The 20,176-nt window shown below is 60.0% G+C and carries 19 protein-coding genes; 13 read left to right on the forward strand and 6 right to left on the reverse strand.

Going from position 1 to position 20,176, the window contains the following annotated elements:
- Positions 1-151: 151 nt before the first annotated feature.
- The 4 genes from BS300_RS16580 to BS300_RS16595 all read right to left on the reverse strand — a co-directional run bounded on the left by BS300_RS16580 (position 152) and on the right by BS300_RS16595 (position 4,151).
- Positions 152-2,305: a S9 family peptidase gene (locus BS300_RS16580; protein ID WP_071914063.1), complete on the reverse strand. Its 2,154-nt coding sequence runs from the start codon at positions 2,303-2,305 to the stop codon at positions 152-154.
- Between the two features lie 234 nt (positions 2,306-2,539).
- The gene (locus tag BS300_RS16585) at positions 2,540-2,971 is read right to left on the reverse strand and encodes a DUF411 domain-containing protein (protein ID WP_071914065.1); all 432 of its coding nucleotides are present in this window, start codon (positions 2,969-2,971) and stop codon (positions 2,540-2,542) included.
- A 45-nt stretch (positions 2,972-3,016) separates the two neighbouring features.
- On the reverse strand, positions 3,017-3,340 hold the full coding sequence (locus tag BS300_RS16590) for a hypothetical protein (RefSeq protein WP_033112589.1): 324 nt from the start codon (positions 3,338-3,340) through the stop codon (positions 3,017-3,019).
- Between the two features lie 88 nt (positions 3,341-3,428).
- Positions 3,429-4,151, reverse strand: a complete 723-nt coding sequence (locus BS300_RS16595) for an SDR family oxidoreductase (protein WP_071914067.1) — start codon at positions 4,149-4,151, stop codon at positions 3,429-3,431.
- A gap of 143 nt (positions 4,152-4,294) precedes the next feature.
- On the opposite strand from BS300_RS16595, the gene BS300_RS16600 reads away from it, so the two are divergent.
- The 5 genes from BS300_RS16600 (at position 4,295) to BS300_RS16620 (ending at position 9,417) form a co-directional block, all read left to right on the forward strand.
- Positions 4,295-5,137 carry a LysR family transcriptional regulator gene (locus BS300_RS16600; protein ID WP_041209599.1) on the forward strand — a complete coding sequence of 281 codons (843 nt, stop codon included), beginning with the start codon at positions 4,295-4,297 and terminating at the stop codon, positions 5,135-5,137.
- Between the two features lie 95 nt (positions 5,138-5,232).
- Complete coding sequence (locus BS300_RS16605) at positions 5,233-5,829, forward strand: NAD(P)H-dependent oxidoreductase (protein ID WP_071914068.1); 597 nt, start codon at positions 5,233-5,235, stop codon at positions 5,827-5,829.
- A 67-nt stretch (positions 5,830-5,896) separates the two neighbouring features.
- Positions 5,897-7,753: a monovalent cation:proton antiporter-2 (CPA2) family protein gene (locus tag BS300_RS16610; protein ID WP_042032272.1), complete on the forward strand. Its 1,857-nt coding sequence runs from the start codon at positions 5,897-5,899 to the stop codon at positions 7,751-7,753.
- Positions 7,750-8,136 carry a SirB2 family protein gene (locus tag BS300_RS16615; RefSeq protein WP_033112584.1) on the forward strand — a complete coding sequence of 129 codons (387 nt, stop codon included), beginning with the start codon at positions 7,750-7,752 and terminating at the stop codon, positions 8,134-8,136. Before BS300_RS16610 ends, BS300_RS16615 begins: the two co-directional genes overlap by 4 nt.
- Positions 8,137-8,430: 294 nt before the next feature.
- Positions 8,431-9,417, forward strand: coding sequence for a WYL domain-containing protein (locus tag BS300_RS16620; protein WP_033112583.1), 987 nt, complete (start codon positions 8,431-8,433; stop codon positions 9,415-9,417).
- 865 nt (positions 9,418-10,282) lie between these two features.
- On the opposite strand, the gene BS300_RS16625 is transcribed toward BS300_RS16620, so the two are convergent.
- Together BS300_RS16625 and rsmD are read right to left on the reverse strand one after the other, a co-directional pair.
- Positions 10,283-10,594, reverse strand: a complete 312-nt coding sequence (locus tag BS300_RS16625) for a DUF1145 domain-containing protein (protein WP_033112582.1) — start codon at positions 10,592-10,594, stop codon at positions 10,283-10,285.
- Complete coding sequence (gene rsmD / locus BS300_RS16630) at positions 10,578-11,207, reverse strand: 16S rRNA (guanine(966)-N(2))-methyltransferase RsmD (protein ID WP_041209602.1); 630 nt, start codon at positions 11,205-11,207, stop codon at positions 10,578-10,580. The genes BS300_RS16625 and rsmD overlap by 17 nt, the downstream gene beginning before the upstream one ends.
- Positions 11,208-11,318: 111 nt before the next feature.
- Here rsmD and ftsY point away from each other — a divergent pair, with 111 nt between their 5' ends.
- The 8 genes from ftsY (at position 11,319) to hutG (ending at position 20,151) form a co-directional block, all read left to right on the forward strand.
- The gene (gene ftsY, locus BS300_RS16635) at positions 11,319-13,343 is read left to right on the forward strand and encodes a signal recognition particle-docking protein FtsY (protein ID WP_071914070.1); all 2,025 of its coding nucleotides are present in this window, start codon (positions 11,319-11,321) and stop codon (positions 13,341-13,343) included.
- A gap of 51 nt (positions 13,344-13,394) precedes the next feature.
- On the forward strand, positions 13,395-14,063 hold the full coding sequence (ftsE, locus tag BS300_RS16640; protein WP_033112579.1) for a cell division ATP-binding protein FtsE: 669 nt from the start codon (positions 13,395-13,397) through the stop codon (positions 14,061-14,063).
- Entirely contained in the window at positions 14,063-15,016 is a 954-nt protein-coding gene (ftsX, locus tag BS300_RS16645) for a permease-like cell division protein FtsX (protein ID WP_041209605.1), read from the forward strand. Before ftsE ends, ftsX begins: the two co-directional genes overlap by 1 nt.
- A 452-nt stretch (positions 15,017-15,468) precedes the next feature.
- Complete coding sequence (gene rpoH, locus BS300_RS16650; RefSeq protein ID WP_041209606.1) at positions 15,469-16,323, forward strand: RNA polymerase sigma factor RpoH; 855 nt, start codon at positions 15,469-15,471, stop codon at positions 16,321-16,323.
- A gap of 125 nt (positions 16,324-16,448) precedes the next feature.
- Complete coding sequence (gene can / locus BS300_RS16655) at positions 16,449-17,108, forward strand: carbonate dehydratase (RefSeq protein ID WP_033112576.1); 660 nt, start codon at positions 16,449-16,451, stop codon at positions 17,106-17,108.
- 11 nt (positions 17,109-17,119) lie between these two features.
- Positions 17,120-17,824, forward strand: a complete 705-nt coding sequence (gene hutC, locus BS300_RS16660) for a histidine utilization repressor (protein ID WP_071914072.1) — start codon at positions 17,120-17,122, stop codon at positions 17,822-17,824.
- Positions 17,825-17,978: 154 nt separating this feature from the next.
- The gene (hutI, locus tag BS300_RS16665; RefSeq protein WP_071914074.1) at positions 17,979-19,214 is read left to right on the forward strand and encodes an imidazolonepropionase; all 1,236 of its coding nucleotides are present in this window, start codon (positions 17,979-17,981) and stop codon (positions 19,212-19,214) included.
- Positions 19,207-20,151 carry a formimidoylglutamase gene (gene hutG, locus BS300_RS16670; protein WP_071914075.1) on the forward strand — a complete coding sequence of 315 codons (945 nt, stop codon included), beginning with the start codon at positions 19,207-19,209 and terminating at the stop codon, positions 20,149-20,151. The genes hutI and hutG overlap by 8 nt, the downstream gene beginning before the upstream one ends.
- Positions 20,152-20,176: the final 25 nt, after the last annotated feature.

Raw genomic sequence — 20,176 nt, forward strand, 5'->3', positions numbered from 1 at the left:
CAAAAGGGCAAAAAAGCAGCGTTTAATATCGAAAAGTTTGATGCCGATCATTAATTTGTTGATCGTGGATTAATTGTGCAGGAGTCGGGTGGGAAGTAGTGAGGGGTTTCTTTTGTAGCCCTTGCGTGGCAAGGGCTAGCGTCATATGAGATCAGTTTGCCGGGGCGGCCAGATCCAGGATAAAGGCGTACTCCAGGGCGATATCTTCGTAGGCTTTGAAGCGGCCCGACTTGCCACCATGGCCGGCGTCCATGTCGGTGTTCAGTAACAACTTGTTATCATCCGTCTTCAGCTCGCGCAGCTTGGCGACCCACTTGGCGGGCTCCCAATATTGCACCTGGGAGTCGTGCAGCCCGGTAGTGACCAGCAGGTTGGGGTAGGCTTGCGCCTTGACCTGATCGTAGGGGCTGTAGCTCTTCATGTAGTCGTAGTAGCGCTTCTGGTTCGGGTTGCCCCACTCGTCATACTCCCCGGTGGTGAGGGGGATCGACTCGTCCAGCATGGTGGTGACAACATCGACGAAGGGCACCTGTGCCACCACGCCGCGATAGAGTTCGGGTGCCTGATTGATGACGGCCCCCATCAGCAGACCGCCGGCGCTGCCGCCCATGGCGTAGACCTGATCCCTGGCACCGTAGCCTTGCTCGACCAGCGCCTTGGTAACATCGATGAAGTCATTGAAGGTGTTCTGTTTTTTCAGCAGCTTGCCATCTTCGTACCAGGGGCGACCCAGCTCTTCGCCACCCCGGATATGGGCGATGGCGTAGACGAAGCCGCGATCCAGCAGGCTCAGGCGCGAGCTGCTGAAGTCGGGATCCATGCTGGCGCCGTAGGAGCCGTAGCCATAGACCAGCAGCGGATTCTTGGGCGCATCGGCCTGCTCTTTCTTGAACTTGTCCTTGCGATAGACCAGAGATACCGGCACCGATACGCCGTCGCGGGCAGTCACCCAGAGTCGCTCGCTGGCGTACTGGTCGGCCTTGAAGCCGGCCACCGGTTGCTGCTTGAGCAGGGTGCGCTTGCCACTCGCCATATCCAGCTCATAGGTGGAGGAGGGAGTGGTCATGGAGGAGTAGCCATAGCGCAGGGCGCTGGTATCCGGCTCCGGGTTGTAGGCGAGCCAGGTGACGTAGGCAGGGTCGTCGAAGGCGATCTCCTTCTGCTCACCGCTATGCCAGTTGACCTGACGCAAGCGGGTCAGCCCCTTGCTGCGCTCCTCCAGCACCAGCCAATCCTTGAACAGGGCATAGCTCTCCAGCAGCACGTCGGGATTGGGGGCAATCACCGGCTTCCAGCGATCGACCGGGCTCTCCTTGGTTTCGTAGAGGCCGAAGTTCTTGCCGTCCTTATTGGAGCGCACATAGAAGCGGCCGCGGTAGTGATCCAGGCTGTATTCGTGATCCACCTTGCGCGGCAGGAACAGACGGGGCGAGTGCTCCGGCAGGTTGGCATCGATCAGCCGCGCTTCGCCGGTGGTAGTGCTGGAGAGAGCGATGACGATGAAATCTTCCGAGGTGGTGGCGTAGAGGCTGACGTAGAAGGAGTCATCCTTCTCCTCGTAAACCAGCTTGTCCGTGGCCGGATCCGTACCGAGCGTGTGGCGGTAGACCTGGTACGGCAGCAGGGTCTGCGGGTGTTTGCGCACATAGAAGACGGTCTTGTTGTCGTTGGCCCACACCAGATTGCCGGAGGTGTTCTCCAGCGTGTCGGCGGCCCACTTGCCGCTCTCCAGATCGAGGAACTGGATCTTGTATTGGCGGCGGGAGAGATAATCCTCCGCCACCGCCAGCCAGCGGTTGTTGCGACTCACCTCAAGGGCGCCGAGGGCATAGAACTCGTGCCCCTCGGCCCGCAGGTTGCTGTCGAGCAGCAGGTTTGCCTGCTCCTCTCCCAGCCTGGTGCGGGAGTAGATGGCGTACTCCTTGCTCGGTTCATAGCGGGTCTGGTAGCGGTAGCCGTTCTTCACATAGGGAACCGACTCATCCTGCTGGGGGATGCGGGCCACCATCTCCTTGTAGAGTTGCTCGCGCAGCGGTTTGGTGGGCTTGAGCATGGCTTCGGTATAGGCGTTCTCGGCCTCGAGGTATTGCAGCACTTCCGGCGCCTGACGCTGATCGTCACGCAGCCAGTAGTAGTTGTCGATCCGGGTGTCCCCGTGCTTTTTCAGCGTGCGGGGATGTTTGGCGGCCACGGGCGGCTGGATTGAGGTGTCAGGTGTCGTCATGGCAGGCTCTTCATTGGCATAAGTAGGGGGGAGAACTGTCAGAAAGGCTAGCAGCAGAACTCCTCGGGAAAAGGTAAACATGTCGCATCCTTGGCGCTGGAAAGGGTTGGCAGACCTGAGCATCGGCTCCATGAATTGGCGTTAAATCTGCCCCTTGTTGTCGATTGTTGCAAGCAATCCCTTGTTATTGAAGGAAAAGCAAACAAAAAAGGCCGCCATCTCGCGATAGCGGCCCCTTCTCTGGCCATGAGCGACAAGAGTCCGCTCAGGTGTGCCTCACATGATAGTGGAGTGCCGGTTCATGGCCAGTTGTCGTCAGCCCGGGTAGCGCGACCAGCTGCTGGTCGTGCCCTCGTTGCTGATGCTCAATACCTCGTAGGGCTGGCCGGGAATATCCATCCCCGGCGCACTCTGGGGCATGCCCGGAATGGTCAGACCGCGGATGGCAGGCCGCTCCTTGAGGAGTTTCTTCACGTCGGCGGCCGGTACATGCCCCTCGATCACATAGCCATTTACGATGCCGGTATGGCAAGAGGCCAGTTCCGGCGCGATACCGTATTGCTGTTTCACTGCGCCGAGCTGCTCGGTCTCGATGACTTCCAGTTCGAAGCCATTCTGCTCCATGTGTTCGTTCCAGCTTTGGCAGCAGCCACAATATCTGGATTTGTAGACGGTCATCTTCTCGGCCGCGAGGGCTGAAAAGCTGACGGTACCGGCCAGCATGGCCAGTAACAGGGGTTTGTACATAACTCACCTCAGATGAAAGAAAAGATGCCCGATACGGGATGACTTTCAGGCCTGAGTGCGAGGGGGGCGTTCGAGCCGCTCCAGCGGCGCTTCCGGCATATAGAGAGAGGGGGAGGAGAAGTCGGGACTATCCGGTTCCAGCACCGCCACCGTCAGGCTGTCGCTGGCCAGCAGCGTCATCGAGAGCGCTGTGGTGAAACTGCCGCAGGGCATCGCTTTTTCCAGCGAGCGTTCGCTCTGGCTGCAGTGGGTGGTCAGGGTACAGAGGTCGGTTGCGGCCCGGCTGCCAAACGACATCAACACCAGCACCAGACTCCACAGGGGGAGCCAGCGACGGGCGTGAGCGAGTTGGCGACGGGTGAGAACCATGGAATGACTCGAAAATAACAAGGGGCACATGGTAACCCTGTGCCCCCGGGGAGGGTCAAGCCCTCCCCATAGTGCCCGTCAGCGCAGATTAAGGTTGCTGACGGGTGGCCGCCAGCACGATCTCGCGCACGCAGACGTTGGCCGGCTGGTTCCAGGCATAGAGCACCGCCTCGGCGATCACTTCCGGCGCGATGACGCCGCCCATCTGATCTTTCCAGTCGTGGTAACCGGCCTTGATGCTCTCGTCGGTGGTGTGGCTGAGCAGCTCGGTCTCGACCGCACCCGGAGCTATGGTCACCATCCGCACGCCGACATCGGCCACCTCTTCGCGGATGTTTTCGGTCAGGGCGTGGACGGCGAACTTGGTCGCGCAGTAGGCGGCATGGTTCGTGAAGGTCTTGCGACCGGCGATGGAGCTGATGTTGATGATGGTGCCGCTGCGGCGCTCCTTCATCCCGGCCAGTACCGCATGGACGCCGTTCAGCACCCCCATGACGTTGATGTTGAGCATCTGCTGCCACTCGGCCGGATCCTGCACGTCAGCCTGACCCAGCAGCATGACGCCGGCGTTGTTGACCATGCAGCCGACCGGGCCAAATTTGGCTTCCGCCTGCTGGACGGCGGCCTTCATGGCGGCGGTGTCGGTCACATCGACCCCGATGCAGAGGGTATTGGGCAGACCGAGTGCCTGCATCGGCTCGACCCGACGGGCCAGCAGCAGCAGGGGATGACCGGCAGCAGAGAAGGCACGGGCGATGGCGGCACCGATCCCGGCAGAGGCACCGGTGATAACGACGAGAGCTTTGGACATGTTTTTTTCCTTCAGATTCGATAGTCGGTTTGAGCCAACAAGCTGCTGGCCAGCGCGGAACAGGGTCACTATAGTCACTGCATCTATAAGTGATAAATATTGTTTTCCGCTGGTTATCATCTGAAAAAACTATGGTTGGGTTTATGCTGGATTTGCGACTGCTGCGTTTCTTCATCGCCATCTATGAAGAGAAGAACATCACGGCGGCGGCCGAACGCTGCCACGTCAGCCAGCCTTCTCTCTCGGCTGGGCTGCGCCAGTTGGAAGAGGCGCTCGGTGACAGCCTCTTCATCCGTGGCAAGAAGGGGGTGGAGGCGCGCGATCCTGCCCACTATCTCTATCCCCATGCGGTCAAGCTGGTGGAGGAGGCGCGTCGTCTGCCGGAGCTGTTTCGCCAGAAAGCGACGCGTGCGAGGCTCAATATCGCCATCATGCCCGATCTGAGCCGGCGTCGGGTGGCGGGGTTGCTGCAACGGGTACAGACGGTACTGCCCGAGCTTGATCTCACCCTCTCCGATTACGGCACGCCAGCCGACTGTCGGCTGACGCTGGACGCTCTGCGCCGGGAGGACGAGATCTTTCTGCCGCTCTGGGAAGAGGATTACGTGCTCTGCGTGCCGGTCGACCATCCCTTGGCCAGCCGCGAGAAAATCGAGCTGGCCGAGCTGCAACATTATGATTTTATTGAGTGCCCGCCCTGCGAGGCCCATCAGCAGACTATCGGCCTGCTGGCCTGTGACCGGCTCACCCTCAATCTGGTGGCCAAGGCCGAGAGCAAGGGGTTGGTGATGGCGCTGGTGCTGGCCGGGGTCGGCATCAGCTTTCTGCCGGACGGGCTGGTGGAGGATGAGGCGGGGCTCTGTACCTTGCCGGTAAGCGGGCCACGGATGTTTCGCCGGATCGGGCTTTGCTATCCCGCTCATCAGACCCTCAATCCGGCGCTGCGGGAGCTGATCCCCGAGTTGGCAGGCCACGGTGCTTCCTGATAAGGTCGCTTTTCTGTGCATCTTTACGATGCCTCTGTCACACCCCTTTTCTCTTTTATCGCGCCAGCTCTGGCGCTTGTTCGGGTGATGTTGTCATGAAACGCATTCTGGTTATTTTTTCCCATCCCGCCTTGCAGGGCTCGCGGGCCAACAAGCAGCTGTTGCAGGCGATTGAGGGGTTGGAGGGGGTCACGGTTCACGATCTCTACCACCACTATCCCGACATGTTCATCGATGTTAAGCGGGAGCAAGCGCTGCTGTCGGAGCACGACATCATCGTCTTTCAGCACCCGTTTTACTGGTACTCCTGCCCGGCCATCATGAAGGAGTGGATGGATCTGGTGCTGGAGTATGGCTACGCATACGGTCCCGAAGCTCATGCCCTCAAGGGCAAGCAGTGGCTGAGCGCCATTACCACCGGCGGTGCGCCGGAGTCCTACTGTAGTGAGGGGTACAACAGCCGGCCGCTGCTCGATTTTCTGCTGCCCTTTCAGCAGGCGGCCAGATTGTGCGGCATGAACTGGTTGCCGCCCTTTGTGCTCCACTCGTTCCACAAGATCAAGGATCCCGCCGCCCTGCGCCGCTGCGGTCAGGATTATCGCCAGCTGCTGACGGCGTTGCGTGACGAGCAACTCACGCCGGAGCAGCTGGCCAGCCGCCCCTATCTGCGCGATCTGCTGGAGGTGCTCTGATGAAACACGGGCTGCATTTTGGCCGAGCTTATGAGCCGGATCAGACGTTGAAACGGAGGGCTGACTGATGGGCCACGGGATCCTGTTTGATGCCTTTATCTATCTCTCGGCGGCGGTTATCGCGGTGCCGCTGGCCAAGCGCTGGGGGCTCGGTTCGGTGCTCGGCTATCTGCTGGCGGGGATCATCATAGGCCCTTTTCTGCTGGGGCTGGTGGGCGAGCAGAAGGATGTGATGCACTTCGCCGAGTTTGGCGTGGTGCTGATGCTGTTTCTGGTCGGTCTTGAGTTGCGTCCGGCCCTCTTGTGGCAGCTGAAGGGGCCGATCCTCGGCACCGGCGGCCTGCAGGTGCTGCTTACCACGGCAGCGCTGACCGGCGTGGCGCACCTGATCGGTTTGCCGCTGCAACAGGGGCTGGCCATCGGCCTGATTCTGGCGCTCTCCTCCACCGCCATCGTGTTGCAGAGCCTGCAGGAGCGCAAGTTGATGCAGAGCGAGAGCGGTCGCTCCGCCTTTGCCGTGCTGCTGTTCCAGGACATTGCCGTCATTCCGATCCTGGCGATCCTGCCGCTGCTGGCCATGGCGCCGGTGAGCAACAGCGGCAGCTCCGAGCTGGCGGGCTGGCAGCACGGCCTGCTGGTGGTGGCGGCTATCTCCGGCATCGTGCTGGGTGGCCACTATCTGATGCGGCCGGTGTTCCGGGCCATTGCCCAGTCCCACATGCGGGAGATCTTTGTCGCTGCCGCCCTGCTGCTGGTGATCGCCATCGCCGTGTTGATGGAGTCGGTCGGCCTCTCGCCTGCTCTCGGCTCTTTCCTCGCTGGCGTGGTATTGGCCGACAGCGAATACCGTCATGAGCTGGAGGCGGACATAGAGCCGTTCAAGGGCTTGCTGCTCGGCCTCTTCTTCATGTCGGTGGGGGCGGGCATCAACTTCGGCCTGTTTGCCGAACACCCTTTCCTCATCCCGACGCTGGTGGTGGGGCTGATGGTGCTCAAATGGCTGGTGTTGATGGCGCTTGGCTTCGTCTTGCGCATCTCGCCGAGCCAGCGCTGGACCTTCGGGCTGGCGCTCGCCCAGGGCGGTGAGTTCGCGTTCGTGCTCTTTTCGTTTGCCGCGCAAAACCGGGTGCTGCCCGGCGAGACCATCTCCCTGCTGACGCTGGTGGTGGCGCTCTCCATGGCGCTGACGCCGCTGTTGCTGATCCTCAACGATCGGGTGATCCAACCCTGGTTCGATTACCGTAACCAGAGCGAGGTGCCGCAGCATGAGCAACCCGAATTGGTGGAGCATCCGGTGATCATCGCGGGCTTCGGTCGTTTTGGTCAGATCGTGGGGCGTTTGCTGCACGGGCACGGCATCGGCACCACCATCCTCGAGCAGGATGCCAGCCAGATAGAGACGCTGCGCAAATATGGCTATCAGGTCTTCTATGGCGATGCCAGTCGCCTTGATCTGCTGCATGCCGCAGGAGCGCACAAGGCCAAGTTACTGGTGCTCTCCATCAACGACAGCGCAACTTCGCTGGCGGTGATCGAGATGGTGCAGAAGCACTTCCCCCATCTGAAGATCCTGGCGCGGGCGCAGGATCGTCCCCATGCCCACGAGATCCTGCGCCACGGTGTCGACAGCGTATATCGGGAGACGCTGGGCTCCGCCGTGGATCTGGGGGTGGAGGCCCTGACTCAACTCGGTTTTCGCGCCAATCAGGCCTGGCGGGCGGGCCAGACCTTCAAACAACACGACAACTGGTTGCTGCGCGAGCAGGTCAACTATCTCGACGACGAACACACCTATATCAACAAGAGCCTGCAATACCGGGAGATCCTCTCCGATCTGCTGCAAGACGACGAGGAGGGGCAGGAGCGTATTCATGCCCACAACTGGAACAGCGGGCTACCCGACGACGACAAGGAAGCAAAATGATTGCCTATTATCCCATGCTCAAACACCTGCACATGACGCTGGCGCTGGTCAGCCTGCTGCTGTTTGCCTACCGCTGGAGTCTGGCACTGTCCGGCAGTGCGCGGTTGCAGCAGAAGTGGCTGAAGATCCTGCCCCATATCAACGACACCTTCCTGCTGCTGCTCGGTGTGCTGCTGGCGGTGGCACTGCAGCTGAGCCCTGGTCAGCAACCCTGGCTGCTGGCCAAGCTGATTGCTCTGGTGCTCTATATCGGTCTGGGTGTCATGGCGCTCAAGCGTCCGGCCCGTGGCCAGAAGCTGGTGGCCGGCTTGGCTGCACTGGCAGTGTTTGGCTATATGGTTGGCGCCGCTGTCACCAAGTCGCCCTGGTCATGGCTGATGTAAATCCGGTGAGGAGGAGAGCTTTCTCCTCCTCTTTTTATACGATTAGCTGTTAATCATTGATTGAATGGTTTTTTATGCTGCCTTATTCATTTGATGTAGAGCTTTAATTTGATGTTTTTTCTGCAAATCTTTTCAGTTTTTAGCCTTCCTTACTGATAGTTTTTATTTATAAATCAATCTCATAGTGCATTTTGTATGAAAATGGCGACAGTTGTCGCGGCAAAACTTGCGACATAGACTGTCGCAAGATGCCCTTAGCATACAGTCAACGCTAAACCAGTGAAGGCATGCACCATGAGTAAGAAGCTGTTACGACAACTGACCTTGGCGCGTTGCATCCCGCACCGCCCTTACAAGCTGACCGCCAGCCAACTTCAGGTAAAACTGGAAGAGGAAGGTATCCACGTCAGTCTGCGTACCGTGCAACGGGACCTGGAAGAGATGTCCGGCATGGGACTGTTCGACCTCACCTCGGACGAGCGCAGCAAACCCCATGGCTGGTGCTTCGAGCGCCACGGCCTCAATGACTTTGCCAACATCATGCCGCTCTCGCTGGCCGTTGCGCTGAAAACCTGGAGCGACCAGGCCAGCCAGCTGTTGCCCGCGAGTGTGCTGACCGAATTGAACCCGCTGGTCGACAAGGCCAGTCAGGTGATCCGCGACAGCCAGAGTGAACTGGCCGAACGCTGGCTGGAGAGCGTGCACCAGTCGCCGCGCCCGTTTGCAGGAAACCCGGAGATCCGCCGCAGCACCCTGATCCGCGATGCCTTGTGGCGTGGCCGCAAGTTCAGCGCCGAGATCCAGCGGGTGATCAAAGAGCGCACCGTGTGGCTCTGCTACGACCGTATCAATCCGCTCGGCATTCTCAATCAGCCGGATGGTCCGATCCTGCTCTGCACCCTGTCCGAGCTGGATCCCAAGGTTTACGGCATTCCGTTCGACCATATCAAGAACGTGGAGCTGACCAACTTCAGCGCCACCCAGCCGAAGGATTTCAATATCCAGAAGCTGATCCGCGATCAGGGCTATCAGGATGTGAGCGGCCCGATCCGCTTTGTCGGCCGGATTGATGCCAACAGCCAGTCGCTGGTGGATAACCAGATCCCGGGCAACAACCCGCGGATGACCCGCTACGACAAGCGCAGCGTGGTGGTGGAGACCGAAGTGCAGGACACCCCGGAGTTTCGCAGCTGGTTGAACAATATCGGTGGCGAGCTGGAGGTGCTGGCACCCGAGTCGCTGCGCAGAGCCTATCTCAACCCGGGCAATCGGGTGAGCTGAACGGTACGTTTGGCACCATAGTGAAAATCGCAAATAGCCGGTTCCAGTGCCGGCTTTTTTTTGCGGTTTTTTTGAGCATATTTATTCAACTTATTTTTAAGCTTTTACGGCGAAATTGAACCGTTTTCCCTGGCCATTCCGGTGCAGGATTGCCGTGTAAGAGATCTGCCATAGCTGCTGTAGGAGGCTGGCGCTTTAACCCGTGCGCGAAGCTAGTCAGGGTGGAGTCCACTTTCCATTGAAACCAAATAAGTTATTGATTTTAATCTATTATGTTTGCAGTCCACTTTGTCTGATAAGCGGTTGGCAGGATCTTTCTCCAGAAATCCCCCTTGTTCTGATCCGGCAACGCTTTACTATGGGTCTCACAAGGACGGAGCTGGTTCTGCAGGACGCAGAGCAGCGCATAAAGATGGAATAGTTCGCAGGATGCGAGCAAGGACACCTCAGGATGAGTTCGATGGTCTGGATGACTGTCGTCACGGATGAACGAGGGAACACCGCGGGATGCGGCAGGGATACTCTCAGGACGAGAGCAGGACGAACAGGACATCGTTCTTCAGGATGAGCAGGAACTCGCTGGATGCGGGCAGGATTCTTCAGGATGAAGCGAGATAACCCGGATGGTTATCGGTCAGGAAGACGCAGGGAACCCCACAGGACGTGGTAATGGACACCTCCAGGACGGAGACAGTGAAGCAGTTCGGGATGAATTGCCAAGCCAGGAAGGCTGAGGACACGCCAACGGATTGGAAAGGGGATATTCCAAGGGATTAGGATAACGTCAGGGATTGCAGGGAGCATTGCAGTTCTACGGACAGGACGACACGACTATAGGGGACGGCGAAAGCCGTCCCCTTTTCTTTTATGCCTGATCCTGATTTTTTGGGCGCTGGGCCGCGCTGACAATCTCCTGCAGGCGATGGCGAATATCCACCATGCCGAATACGCCGAAGACCAGCACGCCGACAAACTCGGCCTTGGTCACTTCGAAGTAGCGTTTGCAGGCAGCCTTGATCATGCTGGCCTGTAGCCAGTGGAACAGGGCGACAATCACGCCGCAGACCGGCAAAAAGCCGTTCAGTTTGCCGGGCAGGGGGGCGATCAGGCTCATCAGCACGCCAAACCAGAAGAACAGCACCAGCCCCATCGCCAGCAGATTAAATACCCGCTTCATTGTTTACCTCCCTTACATAGAGTTGATAGCAGACCTGACCGGCCTGTTTGTCCTTGAGTAGTTGCCAGCTGGCGGGTAGCGCCAGATCGGCCATCTCCTTCTCCCGCTCCAGATAGATGAGGGCATCAGGGGCCAGCCAGCCGCGCTGTTCCAGCAGTTCGCAAACTTGCGGCAGCAGATCCCGACGAAATGGCGGATCGAGGAACACCAGATCAAATGGTGTCGCCGGGCCTTGCAGCCAGCTCACTGCATCGGTCTGGAATACCTGACCCTGCGTGCTGCCGAGAGTGGCCAGATTCTTCTTGATCTGCTCTGCCGCCCCTCTGTCCATCTCGATCAGGGTGACCTGCTCGGCATAGCGCGACAGCGCCTCCAGACCAAGGCCGCCGCTGCCGGCAAACAGGTCGAGGCAGCGGGTGCCGCGGATGTGGGGAGCCAGCCAGTTGAAGATGGTCTCTTTGACGCGATCCGTGGTGGGTCTGAGCCCTTCCACATCCTTGACCGGCAATTTGCGGCCTCGCCACTGGCCGCTGATGATTCTTACAAAGCCTGATTTTCCTTGCGGGGCAGGGCTTTTGCTCGGGTTGCTACGGCTGGATTTCACTCTGGGCATCGCGTTTCATCGTCAGAAAATAAAGTGGTAGTATAAGGCGGTTCATTTTTATGCCGACCCGCCAAGGGACGGCTATCTTAGCAGTCAGCCAACGAAGTGAGTATTTTTTAGATGGCAAAAGGTTTGTTTTCCTGGCTGGGTTTCGGCCGCAAGAAAGAAGAGGCTGAGGCTGTCCAACCACAGACACCCCAAGCCACCCCGATTACCGCTGAGCCTGAGGTCGCTGCTACCCCCGCTCCTGTTTCCGATGTGATTGTTTCCGATAGTACGCCGGCCGTTGCACCCGAAGTGCCCGCCAGCGCACAGAATCCCGTTTTGCACGACGATTGCTGCCCGCCAACCGAGCTGGATGATCATGGTCCGCTGGTGGTGGAGGAGTGCGCCTCCGATCTGGAGCCGGTGATCGTCAACGAATCCCTGATGGCAGAAGAGGAGCGTGCCGCCGCAGAGGCGCAAGCCACCGAAGCTGCCCGTGTTGCCGCCGAGGTTAAAGCCGCGGAAGAGGCTCGCATTGCTGCCGAGGCCCGTGCGGCGGAAGAGGCTCGTATTGCTGCTGAAGATCACGCTGCGGAAGAGGCGCGTGTTGCCGCTGAAGCCCGTGCGGTGGAAGAGGCTCGCATTGCTGCTGAAGCTCACGCTGCAGAAGAGGCTCGTATTGCTGCTGAAGCCCGTGCAGCGGAAGAGGCGCGTATTGCCGCTGAAGCTCGCGCTGCGGAAGAGGCGCGTATTGCTGCCGAGGCTCACGCTGCGGAAGAGGCGCGTATTGCCGCCGAAGCCCGCGCTGCGGAAGAGGCGCGTATTGCTGCCGAGGCCCGTGCCGCAGAAGAGGCGCGTATTGCTGCTGAAGCCCGCGCTGCAGAAGAGGCGCGTATTGCCGCTGAAGCTCAGGCTGCGGAAGAGGCGCGTATTGCTGCCGAGGCTCACGCTGCGGAAGAGGCGCGTATTGCCGCCGAAGCCCGCGCTGCGGAAGAGGCGCGTATTGCTGCCGAGGCCCGTGCCGCAGAAGAGGCGCGTATTGCTGCTGAAGCCCGCGCTGCAGAAGAGGCGCGTATTGCCGCTGAAGCTCAGGCTGCGGAAGAAGCCCGTATCGCCAAAGAGGCCCAGCGAGCGGAAGATATGCGTCTGGTCGCCGCGATGGAGGCTGAGGCCGCCGCCCTGGCCGCTCTGCCGCTGGCCGCCAAGGTGGACGACGACACCCAGGACAAGCCGCAGCGGGAGGGCTTCTTTGCTCGCCTCAAGCGCAGTCTGGTGCGCACCAAGGAGAATATCGGCTCCGGTTTCTTCGGCCTGTTCCGTGGCAAGAAGATCGACGATGAGCTGTTCGAAGAGCTGGAGACCCAGCTGCTGACCGCCGATCTTGGCGTCGACACCACCACCCGCATCATCGAGGGGCTGGTGCAGCACGCGGATCGCAAGCAGCTCAAGGATGCCGAGGCACTCTACGGTCTGCTCAAGCAGGACATGGGCGAGATGCTGGCCAAGGTGGAGCAGCCGCTGGTGATCGACACCAGCAAGAAGCCTTACGTCATCCTGATGGTCGGCGTGAACGGCGTCGGCAAGACCACCACCATCGGCAAGCTGGCCAAGCAGTTCCAGGCCGAGGGTAAGAGCGTGATGCTGGCGGCTGGCGATACCTTCCGTGCTGCCGCCGTCGAGCAGCTGCAGGTGTGGGGTCAGCGCAACAATATTCCGGTGATTGCCCAGCACACCGGTGCCGACTCCGCTTCCGTCATTTATGACGCCATCGAGGCTGCCCGCTCCCGCGGGGCTGATGTGCTGATCGCCGATACTGCCGGCCGCCTGCAGAACAAGAGCAACCTGATGGAGGAGCTCAAGAAGGTGGTGCGGGTGATGAAGAAGCTGGACGAAGAGGCGCCCCACGAGATCATGCTGACTCTGGATGCCGGCACCGGCCAGAACGCCCTGAGCCAGGCCAAGCTGTTCAGCGAGGCGGTCGGCCTGACCGGTATTACCCTCACCAAGCTGGATGGTACTGCCAAGGGCGGCGTTATCTTCGCGGTAGCCGACAAGTTCCAGATCCCGATCCGCTATATCGGGGTGGGCGAGGGGATCGACGATCTGCGTCCCTTTGTCGCCAACGACTTTATCGAGGCCCTGTTTAGTCGCGATGAGTAAACATCCCATGCCCCGACTTCGGTCGGGGTTTGTCAATGTCAGGGAACCGTTATGATTCGTTTTGACAAGGTCAGCAAGGTATACAGCGGTGGCCATCAGGCGCTGCAGAAGGTCAGCTTTCACCTGCGCAAGGGGGAGATGGCTTTCCTGACCGGACACTCGGGGGCGGGCAAGAGTACCCTCCTCAAACTGATCAGCGTGATGGAGCGACCGACCGATGGTCGCGTTTTCTTTCATGGAGACGACGTCAGCCATATCCAGCGTAGCCAGATCCCCTATGTGCGCCGCCAGATCGGGATGATCTTTCAGGATCACCGGCTGCTGATGGACCGCACCGTGTTCGACAACGTGGCGTTGCCGTTGGTGATCGATGGCTACAGCCACGCGGACATCAACAAGCGGGTCGCCGCGGCGCTGGACAAGGTGGGGCTGCTCGGCAAGGAGCGCTACCAGCCGCGCATGCTCTCCGGTGGTGAACAGCAGCGGGTCGGCATCGCCCGTGCCATCGTCAACAAGCCGCCGTTGCTGCTCGCTGACGAACCGACCGGTAACCTGGATCCCCAGCTCTCCATGGATATCATGCGGCTGTTCGAGGAGTTCAACCGCTTCGGCGTCTCCGTGCTGATCGCCACTCACGATCTGGGGCTCATCGCCCGCATGCGCTATCGCACCCTGACCCTCAAGGCGGGGCGGATGTATTCGGCAGGGGAGGAGCTCTGATGGCTATCGTTCGTCACAAGCAGCCGCCGCTGCGCCGTTTGATGATGTACGGGGTTGACCACGTGCGGCAGGCGTTTGCCAGTCTGGGTGAGCTGTGGCGCAACCCGCTCGCCTCCCTGATGACGCTGGCGGTGCTCGGCGTCAGTCTGGCGCTGCCCTCCTGCTTCCATGTGCTGCTGAAAAATGCCGAGGTGGTGGAGGGGAGCTGGCAGACCAGCTCCCAGATCTCCCTCTATCTGCGCAAGGATCTGCCGGAGCAGAGCATTCTCGACCTGCAACACAGGATCCTGCTCTACCCCGAGGTGGATTCGGTGACCTATATGAGTCGCGACGATGCGCTGCGGGAGTTTCGCGAGATCTCCGGTTTCGGCGATGCGCTCGATTATCTGGACAGCAACCCGTTACCACCGGTGCTGAGCGTCATTCCGGATCCGCGCTGGCAGAATCCGGAAGGGGCCGCCGAGCTGCTCGGCAAGCTCAACAACGAGGATGGTGTGGAACAGGGCAAGCTGGATCTGCAGTGGCTGACCCGTCTGCAGGGGATCATGAACCTGCTGCGCCACACCATTACCGGCATCGCGGTGCTGCTGCTCTCCGCCGTGCTGCTGATTGTCGGCAATACCCTGCGCCTCAACATCCTCAACCAGCGATCCGAGATCGAGGTGCTGAAACTGGTGGGGGCGACCGATGCCTTTATTCACCGTCCGTTCCTCTATACCGGCATCTGGTTCGGGGTGATCGGTGGCATGCTGGCCTGGTGGCTGACCGAGGTGATGGTGATCTGGAGCGAGGGGGTGGTGAAAGAGCTGGCGGGCTTGTATAACAGTAACTTCCAGCTGGTTGGCATGGGTCTGGTGGACGGGGTGAACCTGATCCTGCTGGGCGCTCTGCTGGGGCTGATTGCCTCCTGGTTCTCGGTTCACCGCCACATTCGCGACATCGAGCCTTCCTGATTAATTTATCAACATTGTGAATTGCTGGATTTTGCGAAGCGGATCAAGTAAAAGAGTGGCCGTTTCTGGCTTGGCCACTCTTCTCGGAGTATTCTGAATAACGGCGATCTTCAGGATCTTTGCTGGATCCTGTGAACCTTCTGCTTTATAAGCAGTCAAATAGCTGAACGAATTTATACGAGTGTGGCCCCTATGCCTTGCTCGTCAGACTTGGCAAGCATGTGAAGGTTGCGAGCTCCGCAACAATGGACTTAGCATGCTACTTTTCGGGGGTCCTTCATTGTGACCCCCTTTTTTTGACTGTTCATTCATGATTCATCCTGCGGGCATAAGATAAGCCAGTCTAAAGCTGGGCTTGTGATCTATGATGTAAGCCGCAGAATGAGACCCGGTCAGTAGACAGTCCCTCTTGGGGTGTTAGACTGGTTCGATTGAAAAGTAAGAGGTAACAGATGGGAACTTCATTGCAGCGCACTATGGCTTTGATTCCGCAAGGTAGTCTGGAAGGCTATATCCAGGCAGTAAACTCTATTCCGGTGCTGAGCGCAGAGGAAGAGCGTGAGCTGGCTGAGCGTTTGCAGCAGGATGGCGATCTCGAGGCTGCCCGCCAGCTGGTTATGTCGCACCTGCGCTTTGTCGTTCATGTCGCCAAGAGTTATGCCGGTTACGGTCTGCCGCAGGCCGATCTGGTACAGGAAGGCAACATCGGTCTGATGAAGGCGGTCAAGCGCTTCGACCCGAGCGTCGGTGTGCGTCTGGTCTCCTTCGCCGTGCACTGGATCAAGGCCGAAATTCACGAATATGTTCTGCGCAACTGGCGCATGGTCAAGGTGGCAACCACCAAGGCCCAGCGCAAGCTCTTCTTCAATCTGCGCAAATCCAAGAAGCGTCTGGGCTGGCTGAACCACGAAGAGGTGAAGGCCGTGGCTGCTGATCTCGGGGTTTCCGAGAGCGACGTGACCGAGATGGAAGCGCGCATGAGCAACTACGATCAGGCGTTCGATCTGGTTGGCGATGATGAAGATGAGGGCGGTTTCGCACCGGTTCACTATCTGGAGGACAAATCCTCCGATCTGGCCGCGACCATCGAGAACGACAACTGGGACGATCATGCGACCCGCCGTCTGAGCTCGGCGCTCTCTTCTCTCGACGAGCGCAGCCAGCACATCATCCGCGCCCGCTGGCTCGACGATGACAGCAAGACTACCCTGCAGGAGCTGGCCGATACCTACGGCGTCTCTGCCGAGCGAGTGCGTCAGCTTGAGAAGAACGCGCTCAAGAAGCTGAAAGATGCCATGGAGGCCTGATGCCTCCGCGCTGAAAACAGGGCCTGATGGCCCTGTTTTTGTTTCTGCCGCCGGTAATCGGGGCTTGCCCTGATAACCCTTGGGTATGTTATGTTGCCGCCACAGCCACATGATGGAGAGCAGAAGTGAAACTGTTGAAGGACCTGTTTACCAATAACCGTGAGTGGGCCGAGCGGATCAAAGCGGAAGATCCCGCCTTCTTTGCCACCCTCTCTGCCCAGCAGGCTCCCGAATACCTCTGGATCGGCTGCTCCGATAGCCGGGTGCCCGCCAACCAGCTGATGGGGCTGCTGCCGGGGGATGTCTTCGTTCACCGCAACGTCGCCAATCTGGTGGTACATACCGATTTCAACTGCCTCTCCGTGCTGCAATACGCGGTCGAGGTGCTCAAGGTGAAGCACATCATCGTCTGCGGTCACTATGGCTGCGGCGGGGTCAAGGCGGCGATGCAGAATCAGGAGCTGGGGCTCATCGACAACTGGCTGCGCAACATCAAGGATGTCTACTTCAAATATGGCGAAGAGCTGGAGGCCATCGAAGATGAGCACGAGCGCTTCGACTATCTGTGCGAGCTGAACGTGGCCGAGCAGGTGGCCAACGTCTGTCATACCACCATCATCCAGAACGCCTGGCGCAAGGGGCAGGAGCTGGCCGTCCACGGCTGGATCTACGGGATCAAGGATGGCTTGCTGCACGATCTCGATCTCTGTATCAGCGGGCCGGATCAGATCCCCGATGTCTATCGCGCCTGGCCGGACATGCGTCCGCCCCACCGTCGGCGCTAAGGAGCACCCCGTTGGCGCCCGCCCTCTACCTGCAGATCAAGCAGCATATTCTGGACCGGATCCGCGAACGCCACTATCAGGCAGGGGATCAGATCCCGACCGAAGCGGCCCTGTGCGAGCAGTTCACCGTGAGCCGGATGACGGTCAACCGGGCACTGCGTGAACTGGTGGCCGAGGGGTGGCTGGTGCGTACCGCCGGTTCCGGTAGCTTCGTGGCGGACAGACGTACCGAGTCGCCGCTGCTGGCTATTCGCAACATCGCCGACGAGATCGCCGAGCGTGGCAGCGAGTACAGCGCCCGGGTGATCCGGCTACAGCGATTGGCTGCCGACGAGAAGGTGGCGGTACAACTGGGGCTACGGGTTGGCGCCCCCATCTTTCACAGCCTGATCGTTCATCAGGCCGATGGGGAGCCGCTGCAGCTGGAGGAGCGCTTTGTCGATGCCGGGCGCTTGCCTGGCTATGGCGAGCAGGATTTTACCCAACAGACCCCCAACCGCTATCTGATGGATGTCTGCCCCCTCTCCGAGATGGAGCACGTGGTGGAAGCCGTATTGCCGAGTGCCGGTGAGGCTGGATTGTTGCAAATTCGCGTGGATACACCCTGCCTATTGTTGCACAGGCGCACCTGGTCGGAAGGACATCTGGTCTCCTACGCCAGATTGCTCTCCCCCGGTTCCCGCTACAAGCTGAGCTCCAAGGCGCAGCTGTCTTAATTGTCTATACAAATTGATTCTTCTCAAGCCCACCTCTGGTGGGCTTTTTTGTGCTTAAACTCTAAGCGTGATGCTGTTATCAGGTTGTGAATCCTGCTCTTTATTTCGCCTGATGGATCGATTATAAGGATATGTATATACATATGAGGGCGCTATGAACAAGGAACTGTTGAACTGCGAGCGGGTCTGGCTCAACGTGACGCCCGCCACCCTGAATGCCGGACTGGCCGATTATGGTCTGCTGCCGCTCCATGCCATCGGCATGAAGGATGGCAAGATCCACGCCCTGGTGCCAATGGCCGCGTTGAAGGGGCCGTATCCCGCCCATTGGCTGGATATGCAGGGCAAGCTGGTCACTCCCGGCCTTATCGATTGCCACACCCATCTGGTCTTTGCCGGCAGCCGTGCCGAGGAGTTCGAGCTTCGTCAGCAGGGGGTGCCCTATGCCGAGATCGCCCGTCGGGGCGGCGGCATCATCAGCACGGTGCGTGCTACCCGCGCCGCCAGCGAGGATCAGCTCTTTGAGCTGGCGCAGCCGAGGGTGAAATCCCTGATCCGCGAAGGGGTCACCACAGTGGAGATCAAGTCCGGCTATGGCCTGACGCTGGATGATGAACTCAAAATGCTGCGGGTGGCCCGCCGACTGGGAGAGGTGCTGCCGATCCGGGTCAAGACAACTCTGCTGGCGGCCCATGCGGTGCCACCGGAGTATCGCGATGACCCTGACAGCTGGGTCGAGACCATCTGTCAGGAGATTATCCCGGCCGCCGCCAAAGCGGGCCTGGCGGATGCGGTGGATGTCTTCTGCGAGCATATCGGTTTCTCGCTGGCCCAGACTGAGCAGGTCTATCTGGCGGCGGATCAATACGGCCTGTCGGTGAAGGGGCATATGGATCAGCTCTCCAACCTCGGTGGCAGCACCCTCGCCGCCAACTTCGGCGCCCTCTCGGTGGATCATCTGGAGTATCTGGATCCGCAGGGGATCCAGGCACTGGCCCAGCGCGGCGTAGTTGCCACCCTGCTGCCCACCGCCTTCTATTTTCTCAAAGAGACCAAACTGCCGCCGGTCGCCGCGCTGCGCAAGGCGGGGGTTGCGATGGCGGTCTCCTCCGACATCAACCCGGGCACGGCCCCCATCGTCTCGCTGCGGATGGCGATGAACATGGCCTGTACCCTGTTTGGCCTGACTCCGGTGGAGGCGATGGTCGGGGTGACCCGCCACGCCGCCAAAGCACTTGGCGAGCAGGAGCGCCTTGGCCAGCTCAGGGTGGGGATGGCGGCCGATTTCCTGATCTGGCACTGCGCCCATCCGGCCGAGTTGAGCTACATGGTCGGCGTCGATCAGTTGGCAGGCCGCATCTTCAACGGCGAGGAGACCCTCCATGGATAAGTTCAACCAGGTCGACATGTCGCTCTGGCAGGGACGACAGGATCCGGAAGATGGTGAACTGGCCCTGCGCTGGCATGACAAGGTGCAGCCCTGGGCTGCCGGGGCACAAGAGGCAGCTGGTGTAGTGCTGCTCGGTTTTGCCTGCGATGAAGGTGTGCGCCGCAACAAGGGGCGTGTCGGCGCCGCCGGGGCGCCGCTGGCGGTGCGCAAGTTGCTGGCCAACACTGCCTGGCACCTGAATCGACCCGTCTACGATGGCGGGGATGTGAGCTGTTCGGATGGGGATCTCGATGCCGCCCACGGCCGTCTGGCCGAGCGGGTCGCTGCTGCGCTCGATCTGGGCCACTTCCCGCTGGTGCTGGGGGGCGGCCACGAGGTGGCCTTCGGCAGCTGGAGCGGCCTTAACCTGCATCTGGCGGGTCAGGGGCGAGTCGGCATTATCAACCTCGATGCCCACTTTGACTTGCGGATGAAGCAGGAATTGGCAAGCTCCGGCACCCCCTTCTTCCAGATTGCCGAGCAGTGTGCCGCTCAGGGCACACCGTTTCACTACGCCTGCCTCGGGGTGGCCGAGACCGCCAATACCCACGCCCTGTTTGCCCGTGCCAAGGTGCTGGGAGTGTGGCATGTGCTGGACGAGGCAATGACCCAGACCGGGTTGCCAACCTTGCTAGGCGGGCTGGACGCCTTCATCGCCGATTGTGATCACCTCTATCTGACCATCGATCTTGATGTGCTGCCCGGAGCCGTGATGCCGGGAGTGAGTGCCCCCGCCGCCCGCGGCGTGGAGCTGGCGGTGATCGAACCGCTGATCGCCCATATCCGGGCCAGCGGCAAGCTCAGGCTTGCCGATCTGGCCGAGTACAACCCGACGCTGGATCAGGATAACCGCAGTGCCCGCGTGGCCGCGCGGCTGGTTCATCTGTTGACCCGTTAACCCTTTGGCCGCCCGTCGCCGAAGG

Origin of the sequence: Aeromonas sp. SCS5, from assembly GCF_001887375.1 — a bacterium.
Taxonomy (GTDB): domain Bacteria; phylum Pseudomonadota; class Gammaproteobacteria; order Enterobacterales; family Aeromonadaceae; genus Aeromonas; species Aeromonas jandaei.